Genomic DNA, 24,381 nt, shown 5'->3' with positions numbered 1-24,381 from the left:
CTTCCGGACGGCTTCGCCTCTTGCTGCGGCTATGGCTGTGATGCGCGAAAGCATGGCCGGGTCCTCCTGCGCGGCCTGCATGGCCCGCCTCAGCGCCTCCCGCTCGTGGGCGCTCATGGCCTTCACTCCGTCCTCAAACCGAGCCAGCTTCCCTCTTTTGTGCCCCATTTTTGTCCTCCTTTTTCGGTACGTCACAGCAGTTAAAATTTGGCAATCCCTTGGGCCGCAACGGATTGCACGTTTCATAGAACGCCCGTTCTATTTCCGGACTTCCCGCCCTTCCCTACGCCGTAAGGCGTATGCCACTCCTTGTGGCAAGATGAATTGCCCCGCAGGGGCAAGAGAGGGTCCCCTGGGGGATGCGCGTCGGAAATGGCGCCTCTCATGACGCACAGGGCGACTTTTCTGCAAGAATCGAGCCCTGTCCGTCATGCATCCCTCTGCCGAAAAAGGCCTTTTTCGACAGGCTGAAGCCCACCCTTTCGGGGCGGGCTTATTTTCTACACCGGCAAATGTTGAATCCGCCCCCCTTTTCGTGGTATACTCTCTTTTGAGTGAAATTGTCAAATGGAAGGGAGGGCAGCACGTTGGAGCTGAACATGTCGCAGAAGCAGACCCAGTCTCTCTCCCCGCAGATGATGCAGTCCATGGAGGTCCTCCAGATGGGCTCTCAGGAGCTGCTGGAGTACATCGAGGAGGCAGTCCAGGAGAATCCCGTGCTGGAACCGGAGGAGAACTATGACAAGCAGGATGAGTTCTCCATACTGCGTCGAAAGTTGGAGTGGCTGGAGTCCACAGACCCTCAGAATCGTTACTATCATCAGCAGGATACGGAGGAAGAAGACAGCCCCCTGCACAACTACGGCACCACGGAAGATTCCGACGAGAATCTCTATTATTACGTTCTTTCCCAGCTCCGGGTGCTGGAGCTGGATGCGCCCGTCATGGCCTGTGCGGAATTTCTGGTGGAAAATCTGAACCAGAGCGGCTGGCTGGACGAGGACCTGGCCTCCCTGGCCGCGGATCTGGGCCAGCCGGAGGCATTGCTGGAGCAGGCGCTGCGGGTGGTGCAGACCCTGGAACCCGCCGGCGTGGGCGCGCGGGACCTATCCGAGTGTCTGCGTCTCCAGCTGGAGCGGCGCGCGCCGGTAAACGCCCTGGCGGTGCAGATCGCCCAGAGCCAGCTGGAGGCGCTCTCCAAGAGCCGCTACGGCCTCATCGCCCGGGAACTGAAGGCGGGACCGGAGGAAGTCCGCGAGGCCTGCGAGCTGATCCGATCCCTGAATCCCCGCCCCGGCACCGGCTTTGCCGCCCGGGAGAATCTGACCTACATCAATCCCGACATCATCGTGGTCAGCTTTCCCGATCACTTTGAGCTTTTGACCAACGACTACTTTTTCCCCACGCTGAACATCAGCAGTTACTATACCCGTCTGATGAAGGAGAGCGACGAGAACGAGGTCAAGGAATACCTGAGCGGCAAGGTCCGGCAGGCCAAGTGGATGGTGCGTGCCATCGAGCAGCGGCGCAGCACCCTCATGTCCTGTGCCGAGTGCATCCTGGATCTTCAGGAGGCCTTTTTCCGCAAGGGTCCGGGCCATCTGGTCCCCCTGTCCCTGGCCGATGTGGCCGAGCGCATCGGCGTGCACGAGTCCACGGTGAGCCGCGCGGTAAAGGACAAGTATATCCAGTGCTCCATGGGCGTGTATCCCCTGAGCTACTTTTTCTCCCGCAGCCTGGGCCCCACTCTCCACGGCGGCGACGCCGCTTCCCCGGATGCGGCCAAGGCGCTGCTGAAAAAGCTCATCGCGGAGGAGGATAAACGCAAGCCCCTCTCAGATCAAAAGCTGTGCGAACGGATGAGCGCGCAGGGCTGCGCTCTGTCCCGCCGTACCGTGGCCAAATACCGGGATGAACTGCACATCCCCAGCACGACCGGGAGGAAGCAGTATGAGTAGCTGGGACGATATGCTTTCCGGAAAACCCTTTTCCTGCGCGGACCCGGAGATCGAGGCCGCGGCCGACCGCTGCCGGGAGGTCCTGTTCGACTTCAACCACACCCGTGACCGGGAGGCGGCCGTAGCGCAGCTGCGCTCGCTCTTTGGGCGAACCGGCCAGTCCTTTTGGGTCGAAACGGGGTTTCACTGCGACTATGGCTGCAACATCTCCGTGGGAGAGCGCTTTTACGCCAACGCGGGCTGCGTCATCCTGGATGAGTGCCCCGTGACCTTCGGCCGGGACTGCATGCTGGGCCCCCACGTGGGCATCTATACCGCCACCCACCCCATCGAGGGCGCCCAGCGCCGACTGGGGCTGGAGTACGGCAGGCCCGTCACCATCGGGGACGATGTATGGATCGGCGGTCACGCGGTCATCAATCCCGGCGTGACCATCGGCAGCAACGTGGTGGTGTCCTCCGGAGCGGTGGTCACCCGCGACGTACCGGATCACTGCGTGGTGGCGGGCAATCCCGCCAAAATCATCAGACGATTGGATGGAGCTCATGAAATTTCAAGCGGTACTTTTTGATTTTGATTATACGCTCGGGGACGCCACCGAGGCGATCGTGACCGGCTTCCAGTATGCCTTTGCCCGGATGGGACTGGCCGAACCGGACCGGGAGTCGGTCCGGACAACGGTGGGCTATATTCTGGAAGACGGCTACACCCTTCTCACCGGAGACGGCGACCCCGGCCAACGGGCCCTGTTCCGCCGGTATTACGTGGAAAAGGCCAACCCGCTCCAAATCTCCACCACGCAGCTTTTCCCCGGCGCACGGGCGCTGCTGGAAGCCCTGCGGGAACGGGGCATCCCCGCCGGCGTGGTCAGCAGCAAAAAAGGCTCCACGCTGCGCGGAGTGCTGGAGCACCTGGACGTGGTCCGTCTGCTCTGCTCCGTTACCGGCGGCGACCAGGTCGCCCGGCCCAAGCCTGACCCGGAGGGGATCCTGGCCGCCGTGGCCGCTCTGAACCTGACGCCGGATCAGGTGCTCTATTGCGGAGACACCATTCTCGACGCACAGGCCGCCCAGCGCTCCGGAGCCCATTTCTGCGCGGTTCTCAACGGCACCACGCCCGCTTCCGCCTTCGCGCCTTATCCCTGCGATCATATTGCCCCCGACCTTATGGACCTGAAGAATTGGCTTGGCCTGTGAGGCGATCCCAGGCGCTGGAAACGCCCCGCAGGTGTGCGAGCTGCCCGCCTATGGGGGGGCAGCGAGTGCGCGCAGCAGGCCGCAGCTGCTTCAAACAAGCGGCAAAGCCGCTTGTTCGGCCGCCGGAAACGCCCATCCCGCTTTACAAAGCGGGATGGGCGTTTTTTTCGGCGCAAAACCGGCAATCCTACTACCGCGGCGCTTTACACACACTTTACAAATCCTTGCGCGACAACTTTACAATGGGCGGATATACTGATTATTGTTCCCGAGAAATCAACAAAACATGCATGATTGGAGATCGAAAAAATGAAAAAGAAGACCCTTGCTCTGCTGCTCTCCGCAGCTCTTTGCGTCGGTATGCTCGCCGGCTGCGGCGGCAGCGGCGGCGGCTCCGCCGGCACCCCCGCTCCCGAGACCAGCGCCCCTGAGACCAGTGCTCCCGAGACTCAGGCGCCCGCCGCGCTGTCCGGCACTGTGAACACCAACGGCTCCACCTCTATGGAAAAGGTGATGGGCGCCCTGATCGAATCCTTCGGCTCCGTCCAGAGCGGCGTGACCGTCAGCTACAGCGGCACCGGTTCCAGCAGCGGCATCCAGAGCATCCTGGACGGCACCTGCGACATCGGCCTTTCCAGCCGCGCGCTGAAGGACGAGGAAGTTTCCAATGGCGCTGTGGCCCATATCGTCGCCCTGGACGGCGTGGCCATCATTGTCAACCCCGCCAACACGGTGGAGGACCTGACCGTCGAAGACATCGCCAAGCTGGCCACCGGCGCGATCAGCAACTGGTCTGAACTGGGCGGCGCCGACGGCCCCGTGGCTTTCATCGGCCGTGAAGCCGGCTCCGGCACCCGCGGCGCTTTTGAAGAGATCGTGGGCGTGGCCGACCAGTGCGTCTACACCAACGAGCTCACCTCCACCGGCGATGTGATCGCCAACGTAGCCTCCAACCCCAACGCCATCGGCTATGCCTCTCTCTCCGCCGTGGACGACACCGTCAAGGCCGTGAAGGTCAACGGCGTGGAGGCCAGCGAGGCCACCGTGCAGGACGGCAGCTACGCCATCCAGCGTCCCTTCGTGATGGTCACCAAGGACGGCGCCGCCCCCTCGGACGCCACCCAGGCCTTCCTGGACTACGCCATGAGCGGCGATGTGGCCGACATCATCCGCGCCGCCGGCGCTGTGCCCCCTGTGAAGTAACCCATCCAATCCCTCTCCCCCGAACACGCCCCCGCCTTGTGCGGTCGGCGTGTTCGGGGCTGTCCACGGCTTCTGATACATTCTAAAACCCGGAAAGGCGGATCTGCCATGAAAACGAAGGGCGCGCGCAATGCGCTGGAAGTCGCGATGAACATCGTCTTCCTGATCTGCGGCCTGATCGCCGTCGCCTTTGTCCTGTTCATCAGCGTATACCTTGTCCTCACGGGCCTGCCCGCCATCCGGGAGATCGGCCTTGTCGAGTTCCTGTTCGGTCGGGAGTGGGCCTCCACCGCCGCCGAGCCCAAGTTCGGCATCCTCCCCTTCATCCTCACCTCCGTCTACGGCACGGCGGGCGCTATCCTTATCGGCGTTCCCATCGGGCTTTTCTGCGCGATCTTTCTGGCCAAGGTGGCCCCGCCCAGGCTCACCGCCGTCGTTCGCCCGGCGGTGGACCTGCTGGCGGGCATTCCCTCGGTGGTCTACGGTCTGGTCGGTATGATCGTGCTGGTCCCCGCGGTGCGGGAGTGGTTCCATCTGCCCGACGGCGCCAGTCTCTTCGCCGCCATCCTCGTGCTGGCCGTCATGATCCTCCCTTCCATCATCAGCGTGTCGGAAACCGCGCTCAAGGCGGTGCCCCCCGAGTATGAGGAGGCCAGCCTGGGCCTGGGCGCCACCTGGATCGAAACGGTGTTCCGGGTCTCCGTCCCGGCCGCCTCCAGCGGAATCGCCGCTTCAGTGGTGTTGGGCATCGGCCGCGCCATTGGAGAGGCCATGGCCATCCTCATGGTCGCCGGAAACGTGGCCAATATGCCCTCGCTGTTCAACAGCGTCAAATTCCTCACCACCGCCGTAGCCAGCGAGATGTCCTATTCCGCCGGACTCCAGCGCCAGGCCCTCTTCTCCATCGCGCTGGTGCTGTTTCTCTTTATTATGCTGATCAACGTCATTCTGAATACACTTCTCAAAGGAAAGAAGGGGTGATATACTGATGGAAAGGAAGCCGCTGTCCGGCAGGCGCCGCCTGTATGACCGCGCCCTGCGCCTGCTGCTCTACCTCAGCGCAGGGCTCACCTGCGCGCTGCTGGTCTTCATGATCGGCTATATCTTCTACCGCGGCCTGCCCCATATCACCTGGAACCTGCTCTCCACCCAGAGCAGCTACCTGAAGGATACCATCGGTATCCTGCCCAATATTCTCAACACGGTCTATATCGTGGTCCTCACCCTGATCTTCATCCTCCCCCTGGGCGTGGGCGCCGCCATCTACCTGACGGAATACGCCAAAAACCGCCGTCTGGTCTCGGCCATCGAATTTGCCACCGAGACGCTTACCGGCATCCCCTCCATTATTTACGGCCTGGTGGGCATGCTTTTCTTCTGTCAGTTCCTGGGTCTTCAATCCTCTCTGCTGGCCGGCGCGCTCACCTTGGTCATTATGACGCTGCCCACCATCGTGCGCACCACCCAGGAGAGCCTGAAGACCGTCCCCCAGTCCTACCGGGAAGGCGCGCTGGGCCTTGGCGCCGGCAAGTGGCATATGATCCGCACCATCGTGCTCCCCTCCTCGGTGGACGGCATCGTCACCGGCTGCATCCTGGCGGTGGGCCGTATCGTGGGGGAATCCGCCGCTCTTCTGTTTACCGCCGGTATGGGCATGTCCCTGAACCATTTCTTCGCCTCCTGGGGCAACTTCCTCCACAGCTCCGGCGCTACCCTGACGGTGGCACTGTATGTGTACGCCAAGGAGCGCGCGGAATTTGACGTGGCTTTCGCCATCGCCGCCATTTTGATGCTGCTCACCCTGGTCATCAATCTGACCGCCAAACTGGTGGGCAAGAAGCTAAAGAAAAAGTAAGGAGGCCGCCATGGACGATACCATTCTCTCCGCCCAGGGGCTCAATCTCTATTACGGTCCTACCCACGCCTTGAAGGACGTATCCATCGATATCCCGGAAAAAAAGGTCACCTCCCTCATCGGTCCTTCCGGCTGCGGCAAATCCACCTTTCTGAAAACGCTGGACCGGATGAACGACCTGGTGCCCGGCGTGCGCATCACCGGCAGCGTCAAGTACCGCGGCCGGGAGGTCTATGACTCCAGCCTGGATGTGACCTGGCTGCGCAAGCAGATCGGCATGGTCTTCCAAAAGCCCAATCCTTTTCCCATGAGCATCTACGACAATATCGCCTACGGCCCCCGCACCCACGGCGTCAAGAACAAAAGCAAGCTGGACGATATCGTGGAAAACTCGCTCCGCGGCGCCGCCATCTGGGACGAGGTGAAGGACCGTCTGAAAAAGTCCGCACTGGGCCTCTCCGGCGGCCAGCAGCAGCGCATCTGCATTGCCCGCGCGCTGGCCGTGGAACCCGATATCCTGCTGATGGACGAGGCCACCAGCGCTCTGGACCCCATCTCCACCTCCAAAATCGAGGACCTGATCGCGGACCTGAAACAGGACTATACCATCGTCATCGTCACCCACAATATGCAGCAGGCCACCCGTATCTCCGATCAATGCGCGTTTTTCCTGCTGGGTGAGCTGATCGAGTTCGGCGAGACCACCCAACTGTTCTCCATGCCCAAAGACAAGCGCACGGAGGATTATATTACCGGGCGGTTCGGATAAGGAGGCAACCATGAGAAAGACCTTTGACGCGGAGCTCCAGGAGCTCAACTACGAAATGATCAACATGTCCGCCGCCGCCGAGGACGCCATCGACGTGGTGACGGAGTCGCTCTCTTCCAGCGACGACGCCGCCGCCAAGGCGGCGATCGAGATGACCAGGAGTATGGATCAGATGGAGCGGGACATCGAAAACCGCTGTCTGCGGCTGCTTTTGCAGCAGCAGCCGGTGGCCCGGGATCTGCGCACGATCTCGGCGGCCCTGAAAATGGTCACCGACCTGCAGCGCATCGGCGACCAGTGCGCCAACATCGCGGAGATCTCCCTGCTGCTTCAGCAGCAGAAGCAGGACCGTACCCTTCTGGATATCCGCACCATGAGCCAGAAGGCCTCCGTCATGGTCAAGCGCTCCATTTTTGCCTACGTCAACCGGGACGATGAAGCCGCCCGCGCGGTCATCGCCCTGGACGATGAGATCGACGAGTTCTTCCGCACCATCAAGGGAGAGCTGGTGGAGCTGATCGTGGAAAACCGCGAGGCGGCCGACCAGGCCATTGATCTCATTATCATCGCCAAGTATCTGGAGCGCATTGCGGACCACGCGGTAAACATTGCCCAGTGGGCCATTTTCTGCGTCACCGGCGCGCTGGTCGGATAACGCAGGGGCGCCGCCCCTGCACAAGCAAACAAAACGGAAGGTGATCACATGCCCAAAGCCATCGTGGTGGTGGAGGATGACGAGAGCATCCGCGAGATGCTGCGCTACTATTTCCAGTCGGTGGGCTATGCCGTGCGCTCCTATGAGTCGGGGGAGGCCCTCTTCCAGGAGGAAGAGGGCGAAAGCCTGCCCGCCCTGTACATCCTGGATATCATGCTTCCCGGCATGGACGGCCTGGAGATCCTGCGCCGCCTGCGCTCAGGCCGGGACACCGGCGACATCCCGGTCATCATGCTCACCGCCCGCACCGCTGAGATGGACCGTGTCTCCGGCCTCGAGGCGGGCGCGGACGACTATGTGGTCAAGCCCTTCGGCATCATGGAGCTTCAGGCACGGGTCAAAGCGGTGCTTCGCCGCACCCAGCGGAAGGGCGATCAAATCCTGACCTGCGGCGACCTGGAGATCGATCCCGCCGCCCGCGAGGTGCGCAAGAGCGGCGTTTTGGTGGAACTGACCTTTAAGGAATTCGAGCTTCTGCGCCTGCTGTGCACCCGCCAGGGCGTGGCCCTCACCCGGGACGAGATCCTTCAGGCCGTCTGGGACTACGATTACACCGGCGAGACCCGCACCGTGGATATGCACGTCAAAGCCCTGCGCCAAAAGCTGGGGGAGGACGTGATCACCACCGTCCGGGGCGTGGGCTATAAAATGAGCTGAGAACGCCCTTTCCCATCCCCTCACAGGGCCGGCCCGCCCGGCCCGCCGTCCCCCACTCCTATTTCCGGAGGTCCTGTCAATGAAAAAACGTATCATCGGGGCTACGCTGCTTACCGTGGTGTGCGCCCTGCTCATCTCCAATCTCGTGGGGGTGCTCATGTTCCGCAGCCGGGAGGTGGAGGCCGCCCGGGAAAATCTCCGGGAACTGCTGATCCTCATGGACGCCCAAAGCGCCATCACCGACCCGGAGGGTGTGGTCGCCCAGTTCCTGCAGGCCGCCCCGGAAAAACGCCTGACCATCATCGACACGGACGGTACGGTACTGGCCGATACGGAGGCCGACCCGGCGCTGTTGGACGACCACGGTACGCGGCCCGAGGTGGAACTGGCCTCCTCCACCGGCTGGGGGGAGGCTACCCGCCGCTCGGACACGCTGGGCACCGACATGTTCTATGTGGCCAAGCGTTTTGCCGACGGTATGGTGGGCCGTGCCTCCATGCCCCTGTCCTCCATCAACAGCCTGGCCCTGAGCAGCGTATGGGGCTTTCTGCTGGCCTCCGCGGCGGGCGTGCTGCTGACCGTGATCCTGTCCCGGCGCACGGCCAACAAGGTCCTGGAGCCCCTCAACGCCGTGGGCGGCGCCCTGCAGGGCGTTCTGGACGGCACCCAGACCCCGGTCCTGGAGGAATTCCAGGCCGACGACGAGCTGCGGCCCATCCTGCGCTATATCGACAAGCTCATGGAGCGGCTGGGCGGTTACATTCAGTCCATCACCGCCGAGCGGGACAAGGTGGGACTCATCCTGGACTGCATGGGCGAGGGTCTGATCCTGCTGGACGAGGGCGGCAGCGTATTGGCCATCAACCGCGCGGCCCGTTCCCTGTTCGGCATTCCGGAGGGGGAAGAGGACGGCGCTCTGCTGCTCACCCGTTCCCGCCGCCTGCGGGAAGCCATTGCCGAATCCAAGCAGCGGCACAGCGGCGTGGTGCTGGATGTGGACGCCCTCACCGAACAGGCCCGCAGCCTGCGCATGTTCATCTCACCCGTCTCCGGCCGCCAGTATGAGGGCCAGCGGGTGGGCACGTCCATCCTGATCTCCGACGTGACCGAGCTGAAAAAAGCGGAAGGCATCCGCAGCGAATTTACCGCCAACGTCTCTCATGAGCTCAAAACTCCGTTGACCTCCATCAAAGGCTTTACCGACATGCTCTCCACCGGTATGGTGGCCTCTCCGGAGGATCAAAAGCGTTTTATCACCATGATCGGTGTGGAGGTCGACCGGCTGATCGATCTGATCAACGACATTCTCAAGCTCTCCGAGCTGGAGTCGGTCGCCATTGCCCAATGCGAGGAGCATTCCGACGTTCTGAGCGTAGCCCGGGAGACCGCCGCGCTTCTCGCCCCCGCCGCGCAAAAGGCCGGCGTAACGCTGAACGTATCCGGCAGCGCCGCCTCTGTGGCCGTGCCGCAGGGCCGTTTGAAGGAGCTGCTGCTCAACCTGATGGAAAACGGCCTCAAGTACAACGAGCCCGGCGGCCGGGTAGAGGTGAACGCCGCCGCCCGGGACGGCCAGGCTGTGATCTGTGTGTCCGATACCGGCATCGGCATTCCCGATGAGGCCAAAAATCGCGTCTTTGAGCGTTTTTACCGGGTCGATAAGGGCCGCGCCCGCAAAAACGGCGGTACCGGCCTGGGGCTGGCCATCGTCAAGCATATCGTCCAGCTCTATGGCGGCCGGGTCACGCTCTCCAGCACCGTCGGCAAGGGCTCTGTGTTCACCATTACCCTACCGCTTGCAGAATAGACCACACGTCACCGCAGACAGAACGGGACCCCGCGCCGCACCCCCGAAGGGATACGGCGCGGGGTCCCGCTTGTCAAAACAGGATCGTCATCGCCCGCCTGGCAGCGTTCAGCCGCTTTTTCGACAGTTTCGCGGGGGGTTCAGGACTCCGGCGTACGGGTCCCGTTCAGTAACGCGTATTCGGCTTCTCTCAGCGGCGCGCCGGTCTCATCCACCCAGAACAGGCTGCCCAGCACGGCCCCGTCCCGGATCTCCACCTCCACGTCCGCAATGCGGTCTGTCCCCTGCGGCAGCTGTTCTACCGCCAGCAGCCGCCCATCGGAAGCATACTGTGCGAAATAGCGGGTGGAGACATCGCTCCATGCCGCATAATAGGTCTTGTCCCCCACACAGCCGGCCGGGAGCTCCCCAACAGGCGTACCGGAAGCGTCCTCCGTCTCGTACCAGCCCAAAAAGCGGTACCCCGGCCGGACCGGCTCCGGCAGGGGGATATCCTCCGGCCCCAGGGCATACGCCCGGGGAACCTGCGCGCCCGGCGCAAACGCCGCATCCTCCGCGCCCAGGCGATAGGTGACGGAATAGCTTCGGTCCAGCGCCCCGGCGAAGGCTGCGATGTCCGCCAGTCCAAAACCATAGTACAGGTCGTAGCCCGCCTCGCCCAGATCGACAGCGCTGCCGCAGAGCAGCGCTGCAAACGTCTCCGGGGCGATCGCCCGGCTGCGCTGCTTGGCCATGGCGGCCATGGCCGTGACCACCGGCGCGGCAAAGGAAGTGCCCTGTTTGGTCGCCGTACCCCCATCCAGATAGAGAGACTGTACGCCCGTACCCGGCGCGGCCACCGTGACCCTGTCGTTAAAGTAGGAGTAGCTGGAATCAAAGCTCACCGTTTCCCCGTCCTGCTTGCAGGCGGACACGCTCACTACGCCGTCGTAGGAGGCGGGGTACATGTAACAGGCGCTGCTCTTTGTCTCGCCGGACTTATAATTTCCCGCGGCGGCGATGACGAGAATTCCGGCATCCACCGCATCCTGACAGGCCTTTTTCAGGCTTTCGTTTCCGTACTTCCCCCCGATGCTGAGGTTGATCACATCCACGCCCTGTTTGACGGCGTAATCGATGGCCTGGATCAGCAGGGCGGTATCCGAACCCCCGTTTTTCGTCACACAAATAGGCAGAATCGTCACATCCGGGGCTACCCCGTCCACCCCCAGGGCGTTGTTCACCTGGGCCGCGATAACGCCTGCCACAAAGGTGCCGTGCCAGACGTCCACCCCGTCGTCGGTGCCCGCAAGATCGTAGTAATCCAGGATATGCTCCTGCTTGAAATCCGGATGTTCCCGGTACACTCCGGAGTCGATCACCGCCACCGTGACTCCCGTACCGCGCATATCGTACGCGCCCTGCCCGTCGGTATGCTCCCAGGCGGTCTGGGCATGGACCGTGAGCAGGTTCCACTGAGCGGGCATATAGCTTCCGCTCTCCAGCAGCTCCAGGCGGTAATTGGGCTCGTAGTACTCCGCCATGCCCAGCTGGTCCATTGCCTGGGCCGTCTCCAGATCCTCCACCCGATACAGTCCGTCGCTTACTTCTTCACAGGTGCCTGCGCTCAGAAGCACAGGGCCGTTCCATTCCCTCGGATCGCTCAGGCGCACCAGGTATCCGTCGAACTCCGTCTCCGGCTGCTCCGCCGCCCGTCCGGGGGACAGCAGCAGGACGGACGCTACCGTCAGGAGCGCAAGCGCCCGATAGCCCAGCCGTCTCATCCGCCATGTGCCTCCTTTCCATTTTGCGTCCGGAACGCGCCTGCGGGGACCGCAAGGCGGTCCCCGCAGTTCTTATTCTCTCATACGCCGCAGTATTTTTCAACCAGTTTTGTCACAAAGCGGGTCAGCAGCGTGCTCACCTCCATGCGGCTTGCGCTCTGCTTCGGTGCAAAGGCGTTCCCGCCGACGCCCTGGACCAGGCCGGCCCGGGTGCAGATATCCACGCAGTCCGCCGCCCAGGTGCTGATGCCCGCGCCATCGGCGAACGCCGCGCCGGAGAACTCCCGGTCCAGCGTCCAGCCCAGGTGCTCCAGGAAACGGCACAGGAACACGCACATCTGCTCCCGGCTGACCGGGTCGTCCGGTCCGAAGCGCTCGGCGCTGTAGCCGTCCGCGATACCGTTTGCAACGGCCCACCGTACCGCCTGGCGGTACCACTCGCCCTTCAGATCGGTGAAGGTCAGCCCGCCCTCCGCCGCCGGGCTGCCCGCCATGCGCCAGAGCACGGTAACGAACATGGCCCGGGTCATGGGCAGGTTGGGAGAGAACAGACCCTCGCCCGTACCTGTGAACAGCTCCCTGCGGGCGGTAAAGCCGATGGACTCAGCGCCCCAAAGCCAATCGGTATCCTTGAAATCGGCGCTGCCCATCACCAGCTCGTAGTCTCCCGCGCCCGCGGTGATATACTGCGCGGCGCCGTCCGAAACCAGGCACCACGGCAGGATGACCGCCGTGCCGCCCAGGTCGGTATACTGCACCACCATGCCGCTTTTTGCCTCATCCGGCTTTACGATCAGGCGGTTCACGTCGAAGCCTTCCTCCAGCGTGCCCCTGGGGATATAAACGGCCAGGCCGCCGCCCTTGAGCACCACATTGCTGGTCTGGTTAGCCTCCACGATGCTTTGGCTGTCCGCACGGGTCAGGTCCGCTTTGGACGACTTGATGGTATACACCGCCGAGCCGTTGCCGTCCGCGCTGACCCCGCGCAGGTTGCTGCGGCTGCCCGCGCTGGAGGAGCCGCCGAAGATGCTGTTGTCAACGACGGTCACCACGATCACGTCCGCCCCGTCCCAATAGCCGCCCGCGCCTTCGTAAGCCGCCGCCGAAGCATTCTGGACCGTCTGTACCGCGCCGTCATATCCGGCCTGTGCGGCTTCTACGGCGGCCTTCAGCCGTTCCAGCTCCTCCGCAGCCGGGTTCTTCGCCTCTGCCAGCGCCTGTTTGGCGTCGTTCAGCGTCTTCCGGTCGGCAACCAGCGTCGCGAGCTGTGCCTGCGTGGCGCCATAGACGCCGCGCACCGCCACCAGATACTGCCCCGCCTTGAGGCCTGTAAAGGTCTTGGCCCGCTGATTGACCGCCGGGTCGTCGGCCAGGCTCCAGACGATGTCATCCTGGGTGCTCTGCGCTGTGTCCAGCGCGAGGAAGTCTGCGATGCCGGGCGTGCTGCCCTTGTAGCCGGGTGCGGCCAGGATGGCAAACTCAAAGCTTTCCGTGTTGCCGCCTGCCGCGGTGGCCAGCACCTGTCCGTTCGATGCGGAGCTGCTGGATGCATTCAGGGTGGCAGCCCGCACCGTAATGGCGTCGTCCGCCACGCTCACTGGCAGACTGCTCACATTTGCCGGGTCTGCCGCGTCCCGTACCACCAGCAGGTACGCGCCGGGGGTCAGGCCTTCGTAGACGCACCGGAACGCGTTGCCCTTGTTCACCGGCGTCCAGACCAGTTCCGTGTCCTCCGCCAGTCCGTTCAGGTCATAGCCGCCGGGGACCAGCGCCGTCTGGTAGCGGGCATGATAGTCGGTTTGTGCCTCGTTGGAATCCTCCCCGTGATAGGAGGCGCCGACGGCCCCGCTCAAGTCTGCTTCCACTCTGCCGTTGTTCCGGGCCTGGTTCCAGGCGCCGGTGGAGGCGGCGGAGCACCCGGCAAGGTCCAGTTTGAGGGCGTCTACGGTGCATGCAATGCTGTTCCGGTTTCCGCCCGCATCCTCCGCCGTGATGGTGTAGGTACCGTTGTACGCGATCTCCAGCGTCCCGTAGAGGTTCTTGCCCGGCTGCGCGTTCACCTTATAGCCGTTGACGGCCACATCCGTGATCTGCGCAGCTGCGCTTCCGGTCTTGTAGGCGCTCCACTCCAGCGCTCCGCCGGCCTGGTTGAAGGCCAGCGTCACCTGCGGCAGATTTGCGTCCACCTGGCCCATGTATAGCACTTGCGCGCTCCAGGTCTTATCACTGTTTACGGTGCGGGTCCAGTAGATGCCGTTTCCGCTGACCTTGAACATCGCCGCATTCGAGGCCTCGGCGGTCATCGGCGCAAAACTGCTGCCGTCGAAGCAATAGACTTCATGCGTGTTTCCAGTGGCCTTTTCATTTCCGCTCTGCTCGGTAAAGGTGATGTTCAGTTTCTCGATGGCCCCCGTACCGACGGGAGTCCCACCCCACTTGGCCGCATCCAGATAGAAGTCCGCACCGTACCGCGGTACGGCCACGGTGGTCTCGTCGCCCGAAGCCGCCGTGTTGAACCAATCCACGATCAGGGTGGTGCTGACGGTGTTTCCGGAGATATCCACCGCCGTGATGTCGTAGTTCCCGTTGGCGGCCAGGGCTCCGAAATCATACCGCCAGAGCAGGCCGTCCCCATCCAGCTGCGTTACCGCGCCGCTGGCGGCGTTGCAGCGGGTGCCGTTTATGCTGATATAGTCCAGCCCGTTGTTGTCCAGCACGTAAAGGGACAGGGGGATCGACGCGCCCCCGCCCGTGATGGAAGCCGTGGCGGGGAAGCTGCGGCTCCAGATGAAGAGCGGGTTGGTCCCGTCATAGTCCGGCGTAGGCACCACGCCGCCGGAATAGTGCTCCACCAGCCGGTCAAAGCTTGCGGTGGTGCTGGTGATCTTGACGGTCACGGTATACGCCGTGTTGTCGTCGTTCGAGCCGAGCGTGATCTTCGTGGGCGTCGATCCGCCGGTGGCGTTGGTACAGGCGTCGCCCTGATAGTTGGGATAGTCCTTGCTGCTCACCTCGATCGAGCCCTGGAAATAAAGGTCGATGGACTCGGCCACGGTACGGAAGGTGAAGGATGCGCCCTGCTCGCCGATGGACAGGTTGCTGCGCAGGGGGATCTCCGCGCTCCCGCCCGTGCCCCAGCCGGGGGCGCTGTTGAACGCCCAGGACTGGTTCCCGACCGCTTCCGCATCGTAGGGCGTACCGTCGGCGTTGTAGAAGGTGAACGCGCCGTTGTCGTTGAAGATATCGATGCCCTCGGCAGCCTCCGTGACGGTAAAGGCCACGGCGACCCGGCTTTCCGTATCCGCGTCATAGAGATGGATGACGCCGGTGCCCGGCCTGGAGGGCGTGATGGACAACACGCCGGAGACGCTTCCGCCTGCGGCCGTGCTCTGCCGGAAATTGAGTATGCCGATGTTTGGTCCGTCTGTGGCATCGTCAATCTCCGTGACGCTGAGGGCGGGCCGGGTCCCCCGGGCGCTGACCGCGGTCACGGGCACCAGCGTGGTGGTCCCCATGGGGATGACCACGGAAGGAGCCGCGGTATAGCGGGTAACTGCCTGCAGGTCGACCGTCTGCGCGTTATTGGCGGCGTAGTACTCGTCGTGTACGGCGTTGACCACGCCCGCGTCCAGGCCGGTAATCCGGTCGGAACCGGTGAACAGCTCGATCTTCAGCTTCAGGTAGCCGGACTCTCCCGCTGCGAAGGCCTTGGAAGGCACTGTGATGGTGCCGCTGACCCGCCTGCCGTATCCGGCCTCCAGGTCGTTGTTGCCGTCCGCGGCGTTGTAGAGATAAAGGATCCCCTGCGCCAGATTGGCGTCCCCGTTTTCGTCCGCCGCCAGGGTCTCCAGCCTTCTGGCCTGGTCGACGGTCAGGTCGCTGCCCGTGAGGGGGAGCACCGCGTAGGTGGCCTCGCCGTTTTCATCCGTTGCATCGGCATAGGTAAACTGGGCATAGACGCCCTCCGCCTTGCCGGAACCCCGGTTGGCAGCCACGAACTCCACGTTCAGCGTGGTCGTGCTGCCGTCTGCCGAAACATTTGCGACTGTGACCGTCAGATCCTCCACGCCCAGGTCCGGGTATTGCTCCACCGTGAACAGGTCGACGGATACGCTGGCGGGGTCTTCGTAGCCCGCCCCCTCGTACTCCTGCAGGGTAAGGGTGAACGTTGTCCCCTCCGGCAGGTCGCGTTCCAGCGCGGCGCAGTCGCCGTCCAGGACCAGGGTCTGTCCCGAGCGGATGTTGCTTTCGATCTTCCAGCTGGCCAACGCCTGACCATCGGCGGTCAGGGTGGCGGTGATGGGCTGCGCCGGGCTGCCCCGGAAGGCCGTGTCACCGGTGTTGACCGCACTCAGGCTCACATAGAGCCGGCTGCCCACGCTGAAGTCCGTGTGGCCGAACGCAAGCTTCCCCTCGCCCAGATTCTGGCTGCCTTTTCCGTAGCTCACGGCATACATGCCCAGGGAGCTGCTCATGCCGCCGTCTGCATACTCCGGCATGACCATGTACGCGGTCTCGGCGCCGTTTGTATAGGAGACGACGCCCAATTCGGCCAGCGTCCCCTGCGTGAGCACCAGCAGCTCGCCCGCAGCGCCCTGCACGGCCTGTACGTTGGAGAAGGTCAGGTTGTTCTTGTCGCCCAGATCGTCGGGGTAGGCCTTCAGATTGGCCAGCACGTTGTCCGCGTCCTCACCGTAGAGGCTGCGCACGTCCGCGTCGGTCAGCAGGCCTCCGCCTTCTCCCGCAAGGCCCAGATAGGCCGCCTGAGCGGTAAGGCTGCCCCAGTCGTACCGGAGGGACGCCTCATAGGTGTCCATGTTGCGCATGGCCAGCATGACCCCGTCGCCCCAGGTATTGGTGGCCGGATCATATGCGGACAGATACAGGGCGTTGTTGGTGGTGTTGGGCACGCTCCCCACATAGACGGCAAACAGGTTGCCCTTGGCATCCGCGCCAATGGTGACCTCCAGCTTGCCGGAGGCCTCCTGCGCCCCGTCCGCGTGCTTCGCGCCGGTAAAGAAGGGGTGGATGGCGCCCGTCTGGGATGCGGTGATGCTCTTCAGGCTGTCATCCAAAATGAGATAGGTGGCCCCGTTCATTTCAAAGAGCAGGAAGGTATGCTCCTGCACCGCCATCGTGGAGAAGGATTCTTCCGTTCCGGTCAGCATATCGCTGTCGACCGCCGCGGTCAGGAAGCTCAGGTTGGAGAAATAGGGACTCTCATAGGCGGTAAAGGCCCCGGCGGCGGTATAGATTCCGTCCTTACCGCTGTCTTGGTCGTAATCCCGCGTCATGCGCAGCAGGTACGGCGTGCCCCACTCGACCGTATCGCCGGAGGCCGTGACCTTGCGCAGGAAGAGCCGCTCCACCGTAAGATGATCCGCGTTTTTGCCGCTGCCCTCGTAGGCGTCCTGCCGGGTGGTGTAGGCCAGGTAGTACGCGCCGTCGTCCAGCTGGGTGAACTCCACGTTGCCCAGCGTCTGTCCCTCGGCCAGCGCCATGGAGGATACCTTCCATACGCCGCCGCTCTGGCAGGCCAGGTTCAGGTTGGACCGGGTACCCAGCACGTCCAGCGTGGATTTTTTTGTGCTCTTCAGGTAGTCGGCGTAGTCGGTGTCCGCCATCCCGCTGTCCGTCAGGAACTGGACGTACCGATCGTACGCCTCGCCGGACGCATCCTGCGTCAGCGTGCTGCCGAAGAACACCGCGCTGCCGCTGCCGTTGGAGGCGGGTGCGAACACATAGCCCACGCTGCCTCCCGCGCCGTCGCCCCCCAGGATCTCGGCCGGATGGAAGGCCGCGTCATTTCGGATCTCCGGCGCGCCCTCGCCCTCACCGGAATAGGGCGTGCTGGTATAGCTCCATTCGGCGGCCTTGAGGACGGTGTTCTGCGCCGCGCTCTTCAGCCGGTCCTGGAGGTAGGCGTTGTAGCTGTCCAGGGACAGGTAGTAGGCATGCCATGCCTGATAGGAGTCCCGGTCCGCCGCATAGGCGCTCTGCGCGGCCTGATAGGCGCTCTCCGCCGCCGCAAGCGTGGCATAGCCCTCCGCGAGGGTATATTTCGTCCAGGTGCCCGAACCGGTTTCCTTGCACAGCGCCTGTTCCTCCTGGGGCAGCTGGCCGTACTCCTCCGTAGTATAGGTCACGCCGGTCGCCGTGTAGTAGGCGCTCTCTGCGGGCGCGGACGGCGCCGGTATGGTCTTATAGTTGTCCGCGTTCATACCGCCGTAAGGGGTCGAGCCGGGCTTAGTGGGCTCCGTCTGCGCGGCGGAGGCATAGCTCACCCATGTGCTGTGGATGGTGTAGGCGGCGGCGCCGCTCGTGCCGTCGCTCCCTTCCTCTACCCAGACGTCGAAGTCCAGGTCGCCGGTGCCGTCAGGGTCCAGCACGAGATACAGCGGCACGCCCGCTCCGGATGCTCCAGTCGGGTTGGCCAAGCCGTATTTGTATGCGGGCGTCTGGCCGTCCGCCGCCGTGTTGACCCGCTTGAGCTCGCTCATGACCAGCTGCGGGACATCCTCCCCGGCGATACCGGCTTCGCTCCGGGAGACGGTATAGACGATAAAGTCCCGCTCGCCCGCGCGGATCACCTTGTAATCCCCGCCGGGGAGCACAGCGGTGCTCAGGTTGGCCGCGTCCACGCTGCTGCCGTAGCCGGAAAGCTGGAACGGCACGGTCTCGTCGGTTGGGTCGTAAGCCAGGGTGCCCAGTTCGGGCTCAGCGTTGTCCTCCGGCGCGTAAAGCTTCTGTTCGGTGCTCTGGGGCGGGCGGATGGTGACCCCCAGGAAGCCGTCCTCCGATGCGTCCTGTACCCAGTCATTGAGGAAATGCCAGCCGGTCTCCCAGTCCGCTCCGTCATAATCCACACAGTAGGTGGCCGCGTCCAGCTCAAAGGTAAAGGCCAACAGCACCACCCGCAGTCCAATCCCGATGGAGAATCCAAAGCTCTCCACCGAGGCGGGCGCATACTTTTCATCGTTGCCCGCGTCCATGTCATAAGGGTCGTAATTGGTGTTGTATACCCCCAGCAGGAACGTGGCCTCCAGGCCCAGTTTGGCGTAAAGCTCCACCTTCAGCAGTTCCACGCCCACGCCCGCGCCCACCTCCAGGCCGATGGAGGGCGAGATGCTGATGCCCTTCCAGTACACCTCGTTGCGGATGTCCTGGATCTGGGCGATGTAAGAGATGGTGGTCTTGTCGAGGGTGGTCTGCGTATCGTAGTCCAGCGGCCGCAGCACCACCTTGACCGTCTCGGCCAGGGTCATGCCGTCCTGCTTTTTCAGCACCACCTGGGTGTCCGCCTTCCCGTCGGAGCTGATAAAGCCGCTGATATAGCCGGAGCCCTCCGGGGCGGGTTTCCAGGCGCCGTCCTGCTTGGTGTAAACGTCCACCGCCAATTTGCCGGAGAAGCGGACGTTGAACGCCTTGTACCCCGTTTCAAAGGAGTATGCGGCGGCCGCGTTGTAGGCCTCCAGCGCCGCGCTGTAGCTGCGGTAATGGCTCTTGTTGTATGCGCCGCTGACGGTCCACTCGTAATTCTCCTTTTCCGTGTCGGTAAGCACGCCGTACTGCTCGCCCGTCAGGAAGTAATCCCCCGTCTCCAGATAGACCGCCTTGGCGTCCGCAAACGCCGGATAGGCGGCGCTGTAGTAGTAGCCTGCCAGATCGGCCGCCTTGTAGAGCAGCTTTCCCGCCGCCGTCAGTTTCTCGTAGGCCGCCTGCGTGATGACCGCTCCGGCAGAGGGCCGCGCCATATAGGTCAGGCTGATCTGTTTTTCATAGTTGGCGGCCGATTTGGCGTCCAGCACCGCCGGAGTTATCTCCACAGAATCCCGGATGACCCCCAGCCCGGTGGCGATCTCGATGGAGCCGTCGAACTGGAAGTAGAAATAGACGATGGGGCACACCGTCAGCCGCGCCTGGATGCGGAAGGTGAGCGAAACGCTGAAGGATACGGTCATCCCCTCAAAATAATATCCGTTGTCCAGCGGATTGTATTCAAACAGGAAGGCCAGGCCCACCGCAAAGCCCACGCTGAAGCTCTTGGACTTGAACTGGGTCTTGTCGTACGGGTTGGGCTGCGGCGGGGACGAGGGATTGGGAGAGGCTGCCGCCGCCGCCGCGTCCGCATTTTTCTTCCGGGTATGCTCCGTAGCGGCTTTTTTATAACTCTCGTCCCCGCCGAAGTTCCCCTTCTTGAAGAAGTCGCCGAACTGCGTCCAGTTGTCCTTATTCTTATCCGCAAAGCCCTTGCTCTCGTCCCCTGTTTCGCCCAAGGGCAGCCCCACGGCAAAGCCCACCTTGTTTTCATCCAGCAGGATGGTCACATAGTCGGTGACCGCCAGCTCCATGGAGCCCAGATTGATGCCCAGGTCCACGTTGAACTCGCTCATTTCGCTGCCGGAGTCGTCCATATCCACGTCGGAGTTGGGCGAGGATTCATCCTGCATCTGCTTGAGGTACTCTGCGTCGGGTGTGGTGGAGTACCCGCCCAGGGTAACGCTGTCCGGCCGGACGGAATAGTCCGCGGCATCCTGCACGTACAGGGTGTCGTCATCCGTGCCGGCCGCCCCTCCGCCCAGCTTTACGCCGGACTGCACGCCCGCCAGGATATCCGCCGTGGAATAGCGCTGCTCCTGGGTGACCAGGGCGAACGTGGTGGTCCCGGTAAAGGAGCTCAGGTAGCCGTTCATGCGCTTGAGCCCTTCCTCCGTGTAGGCATAGCCGGTAATGATCCCCTCCTCGTCCCGCTCAATGGTATACTGCTGCGTCACCGGGGTAGGCCCGGCGATGCTGTTTTCCACGGTGATGGGCTCCGGAGCGGCAAAGGGATAGAGCATGTTCCCCCGGAAGACCGGATTCCAGGTATACGCCGCAGCGCCCTCCGCCAGGGTGGCAGGCGAAACGTCGCCGCCCAGAGGAATGTCCAGGGTGCTCCGGGCGTTGGCCGCCGCTCCATACTTGAGGTGTCCGTCGGCGGAGCGGGTCTCGGCTGCGCTGGAATTCTGCCGGGTCAGGCCGCTGACCAGATAGCGGTAAGCCCGCTGCTCCGGCGTCAGCCGGGAATAGGCGGCGCTGTCCGGGTTGACCGCCGTCACGAGGGCGGGCAGGATCTGGGCCCGCTCGCTCTCGCTGGCTCCCTCCGGCACCACCAGGCTGCGGGGCGTCATGGTATAGCAGGCCTTGATAAAATACTGGCAGTAATCCCCGTTGGCGTTTTTCTTGGGCGCAAACTGGGTCTCGTTGGCCGAACCCCCGGTGACGTAGGCGCAGAATTCATCCCGGACGCCGTCCACCGCAGTCAGCACGAAACTGGAGTTGGTCTCGTTGTAATAGCCGTCGATCTTGCCGTTTCCGTTGGCGTCCCAGTAGACCGCCATCCAGGAGATGGCCGTCTTCATGGCGCTCTGGGCCGTCCGGTAGTCCTCGTGGTAATACAATACGCTCAATCCGCCCGCGAAATCGGCTTCCTGCAAATAGATCTTGGCGTTGCCCGCGTAGGCGGTGCCGTTGATGAGCAGCAGATCCCTGGAGGACAGATTGAAGCAGACCCACTGGATGTTGGTGGCGTCAAAGGACCACTCCGCAGCCCCCGACAGCGCGGTAGGCTTGGCCAGCGTCGTCTCCGTGCAGGCGGTGCCGAAATCCCCCGTGCTGCTGTTGAAGGTGCTGTAGCCATAAGTGATCGCAGCCGATACGCCATAGGTAAAGCCGTGGTCGCTGCCGTAAGTACTGCCGTCGTAGTAGCCGTTGAGGGGATAGTTGATCTTGTCGGTGTCGATCTGGGTCAGGCTGTTTTCCCTGCGGGGCACCGACTTCTCAAAGTCCACCGTAATGGTGCTGCTGCGGGAGTAACACACCCGGAACTTGTACTGGGCCCTGAGATCGCCGTCATTCAGCGGCGCGCTGGCGGAGCCCACCAGCTTGAAGGTGTAGGATTTTTCGGCCGCGTCGTAGCTGCCGGCGCCGAACTTGCCGAAGGTCTTCCAGGTGCTTCCGCCGTCTGTGCTCTGATAGACCACCACATTGGAGACATAGTACCCCGCGGGGGCGGTCCCGGCGGTGATCTTGACGGTGGAGCCCACATAAAGCTGGTTGGAGCCGTTCACGCCGCCCTTGCCGCCGACGATCTCCACCTTGGGCTGGAAGCCGCTGTAATTGGACTCGCTGAGCACGGCGCAGTTTGCCGGCGCGGTGTTGCTGTCGTTGGGCGTGGACACCTCGGTCTTGAAGGCGTCGACCGCAAAAATGCGGCGGGTCAGGCTCATGCTTTTCAGCCAGACCATACTCGCGTCGTTCAGCTCGTCGTGCTGGTGGCTGTCGTAAGAGGCATACCACAGGGACATGCCCAGGCTCAGGCTTCCCGTAAAGCCCATGCCGCCGCTGTAGGTGCCGGAAAAGGGATTATAGTAATTGCTGCCGTCGTCCGAAGCCCGGATCGTCCAGCTCTTGTCCTGCGGCCCCGAGCCGAAGCGCTTGACATAGCGCGGATTGTCCACCAGACTTGTGCTGCCCTGCATGAGCCAGAGGCGGGGCTCCGTATAGGAATATTTATAGGTAAACCCGTCCAAATAAGAGGTGTCATGGCCCATCCGGGTCAGGATCTCGGCGCGGTAGCCGCTGAACAGCTGTCCCGCGATCTCCCGCGCGCCGCCCAGGGCCTCCCACCCGGCCGACTTCAAGACCGCGTCGGCGTCCTTCCGGCTGGCCAGGGCGACGCCCTTGTCGATGGTTACATCTACCGATCCGTTATAATCCTTGCCGATCTTCTTGGCCGTATCCCCGGCGCCGTAGAGTACGGCGGCGCCGTCGGTATTGGTTCCAATGCCCCAATAGCTCTTCTGCGCCGCTTCCGCCGTGCCCGTCCAGGCGCTCTGCGGGTTTGCGAAGACGATCTTCTTCAGGGAGGGGGCATAGGCCTGGAGGGAGATATCCCCCTGGGCGCCGTCGTCTACCAGGGTGGAATAGACCGGCTCCGGCTCTTCCGCCGCCACCTGCGCCCCGGTGACGCGCCCGCTTCCGGCGTTGGCCGCGCCGTCGCGTTCGGCCACGGCGCCGGACACATCCACGGCCTCCGGGTCATAGAGCTGGGTGGCCAGATTGGCCGCGCCGCCCCGGCCGGAGTTGATCAGCTCCACCCGCACCGTATCCTGGGCGAATCGGCAGCTGTCGTCGCCCAGCAGCTCGGAAAGCACGATTTCAAACGACACCGGCTCCATGGACGCCGCGCCGTCGTCGATGAGTTCCACCGTTACCGGCAGACGCGTTACCCCGGCATAGAACATCAGCTTACCGCTGGTCTGGGCGTAATCCCGTCCGGCCAGGGCGGTCGCGTCCACCGTGGTATACTCCACAGACACCGGGCGCTGTGCGCCGCCCACCCGCTCGATCATGACCTGGGCGGTCCCGTCCGCCTGGTCTACGGTGACCTCGGAGACGGTAAAGCCAAGCGTGCTGGGCTCGGGATCGTTGGCGTCCTCAATGCGGAACAGAAGGGTATTGGCGCTTTCCAGCACCTGTCCGCCCTCACAGTCCCGGATGGTGAAGGCCGCCGCCTCCTGGGCCTCCGGCAGCTGGTCGGTCAGCGCGTCCAGATGGATCTCCTTGACCCACTCGCCGTCGGCAAAGATCAGCTCGAAGGCCCAGCCGTTATAGGGGTCCTCCCCCTCGCCCAGCAGATCCAGCGGGGTATAGACCGGCTCGGCGTTGAGCTCCAGGCCCTCCGGGCGCTGCGCCAGCACTTCCTCCTCCGGCTTTTCATAGACCGTCCCGCGCAGGGACACCGAGCAGTATTCCACCCCGCCCAGCGTGTAGATGCAGCGGTAATCGTAGCTGCCGCTGTCGATGAACTCCGCGTCCGCCGGGACCTCCGCCCCGGCGGCGTCCTGGATGTCCTTCCACGCGCCGTCTGAGAGGATCTGCCACTGATAGCTCTGCGCCGTCTCGGACAGCCGGAGGGAATACCCCAGCTCGTCGGGCACCGCCCGCACCGCCGCGTCCCCCGTCTCCGGCGCGGGCGGCATCCCCACCGCGTCATACCGGGCGCGGGGCAGCGGCTCCTCCACTTGGATGGCCACATCGTTGGCGCTGACGGCATAGTCGTACACCGCCCCGCCGTTCTCATCCTGGAGCAAAACGGGCTCATAGGTGAGATAGGCCGTCGCCCGGCCCGTGGTCCCGCCCAGGCGGTAGACCTTGATGACGCCGCTCTCCCCCTCCGAAAGGGCGAGTCCGGACGTCTCAAAGGCAAACGCGCCATAGGGGAACGTTTCCTCCCAGCTCTCGTCCACCGGCTGGGTGTTCCCGTTCGTATCCGTGTAGACAACGGACGTGGGTGCGCTCCCCTCCCCCGTCACCAGATAGGCCAGCGCGGAGCCGGATGCCTCAAAGAGCATCAGCACCGTCAGCGCCGCACAGAGCAGACGCCTGCACACACCGCTTCCTTTTTTCCCGCTCATTGT

The 24,381-nt window shown here is 63.4% G+C and carries 12 protein-coding genes; 10 read left to right on the top strand and 2 right to left on the bottom strand.

What is annotated here, in order from left to right; translation table 11 throughout:
* The first annotated feature begins 587 nt into the window (after positions 1–587).
* The 10 genes from rpoN to MR825_RS06660 all read left to right on the top strand — a co-directional run bounded on the left by rpoN (position 588) and on the right by MR825_RS06660 (position 10,157).
* A complete protein-coding gene (rpoN, locus tag MR825_RS06705) occupies positions 588–1,958 on the top strand; it encodes an RNA polymerase factor sigma-54 (RefSeq protein WP_186906927.1) in 1,371 nt (456 codons plus the stop codon).
* Positions 1,951–2,529: a sugar O-acetyltransferase gene (locus tag MR825_RS06700; protein WP_287879703.1), complete on the top strand. Its 579-nt coding sequence runs from the start codon at positions 1,951–1,953 to the stop codon at positions 2,527–2,529. Before rpoN ends, MR825_RS06700 begins: the two co-directional genes overlap by 8 nt.
* Entirely contained in the window at positions 2,504–3,154 is a 651-nt protein-coding gene (locus MR825_RS06695) for an HAD family hydrolase (RefSeq protein ID WP_186906929.1), read from the top strand. The genes MR825_RS06700 and MR825_RS06695 overlap by 26 nt, the downstream gene beginning before the upstream one ends.
* Before the next feature lie 309 nt (positions 3,155–3,463).
* A complete protein-coding gene (locus MR825_RS06690; RefSeq protein WP_186906930.1) occupies positions 3,464–4,357 on the top strand; it encodes a phosphate ABC transporter substrate-binding protein in 894 nt (297 codons plus the stop codon).
* 108 nt (positions 4,358–4,465) lie between these two features.
* Entirely contained in the window at positions 4,466–5,338 is an 873-nt protein-coding gene (gene pstC / locus MR825_RS06685) for a phosphate ABC transporter permease subunit PstC (RefSeq protein ID WP_287879699.1), read from the top strand.
* A gap of 7 nt (positions 5,339–5,345) precedes the next feature.
* Complete coding sequence (gene pstA / locus MR825_RS06680; RefSeq protein WP_186906932.1) at positions 5,346–6,212, top strand: phosphate ABC transporter permease PstA; 867 nt, start codon at positions 5,346–5,348, stop codon at positions 6,210–6,212.
* Between the two features lie 10 nt (positions 6,213–6,222).
* Positions 6,223–6,981 (top strand): phosphate ABC transporter ATP-binding protein PstB, encoded by a 759-nt coding sequence (gene pstB / locus MR825_RS06675; RefSeq protein ID WP_186906933.1) that lies wholly within the window; start codon positions 6,223–6,225, stop codon positions 6,979–6,981.
* Positions 6,982–6,991: 10 nt separating this feature from the next.
* Positions 6,992–7,636, top strand: coding sequence for a phosphate signaling complex protein PhoU (phoU, locus tag MR825_RS06670; RefSeq protein WP_186906934.1), 645 nt, complete (start codon positions 6,992–6,994; stop codon positions 7,634–7,636).
* 48 nt (positions 7,637–7,684) lie between these two features.
* The gene (locus MR825_RS06665) at positions 7,685–8,353 is read left to right on the top strand and encodes a response regulator transcription factor (protein WP_186906935.1); all 669 of its coding nucleotides are present in this window, start codon (positions 7,685–7,687) and stop codon (positions 8,351–8,353) included.
* Between the two features lie 79 nt (positions 8,354–8,432).
* Positions 8,433–10,157 (top strand): sensor histidine kinase, encoded by a 1,725-nt coding sequence (locus MR825_RS06660; RefSeq protein WP_287879694.1) that lies wholly within the window; start codon positions 8,433–8,435, stop codon positions 10,155–10,157.
* A gap of 140 nt (positions 10,158–10,297) precedes the next feature.
* On the opposite strand, the gene MR825_RS06655 is transcribed toward MR825_RS06660, so the two are convergent.
* The gene (locus MR825_RS06655) at positions 10,298–11,920 is read right to left on the bottom strand and encodes a S8 family peptidase (protein ID WP_287879691.1); all 1,623 of its coding nucleotides are present in this window, start codon (positions 11,918–11,920) and stop codon (positions 10,298–10,300) included.
* An 80-nt stretch (positions 11,921–12,000) separates the two neighbouring features.
* Positions 12,001–24,378, bottom strand: a complete 12,378-nt coding sequence (locus MR825_RS06650; RefSeq protein WP_287879688.1) for an S-layer homology domain-containing protein — start codon at positions 24,376–24,378, stop codon at positions 12,001–12,003.
* Between the last annotated feature and the right edge of the window lie 3 nt (positions 24,379–24,381).

Origin of the sequence: Lawsonibacter sp. (assembly GCF_022777125.1) — a bacterium.
Lineage (GTDB): Bacteria > Bacillota > Clostridia > Oscillospirales > Oscillospiraceae > Lawsonibacter_A > Lawsonibacter_A hominis.
This window is presented reverse-complemented; position numbering and strand designations above follow the sequence as displayed.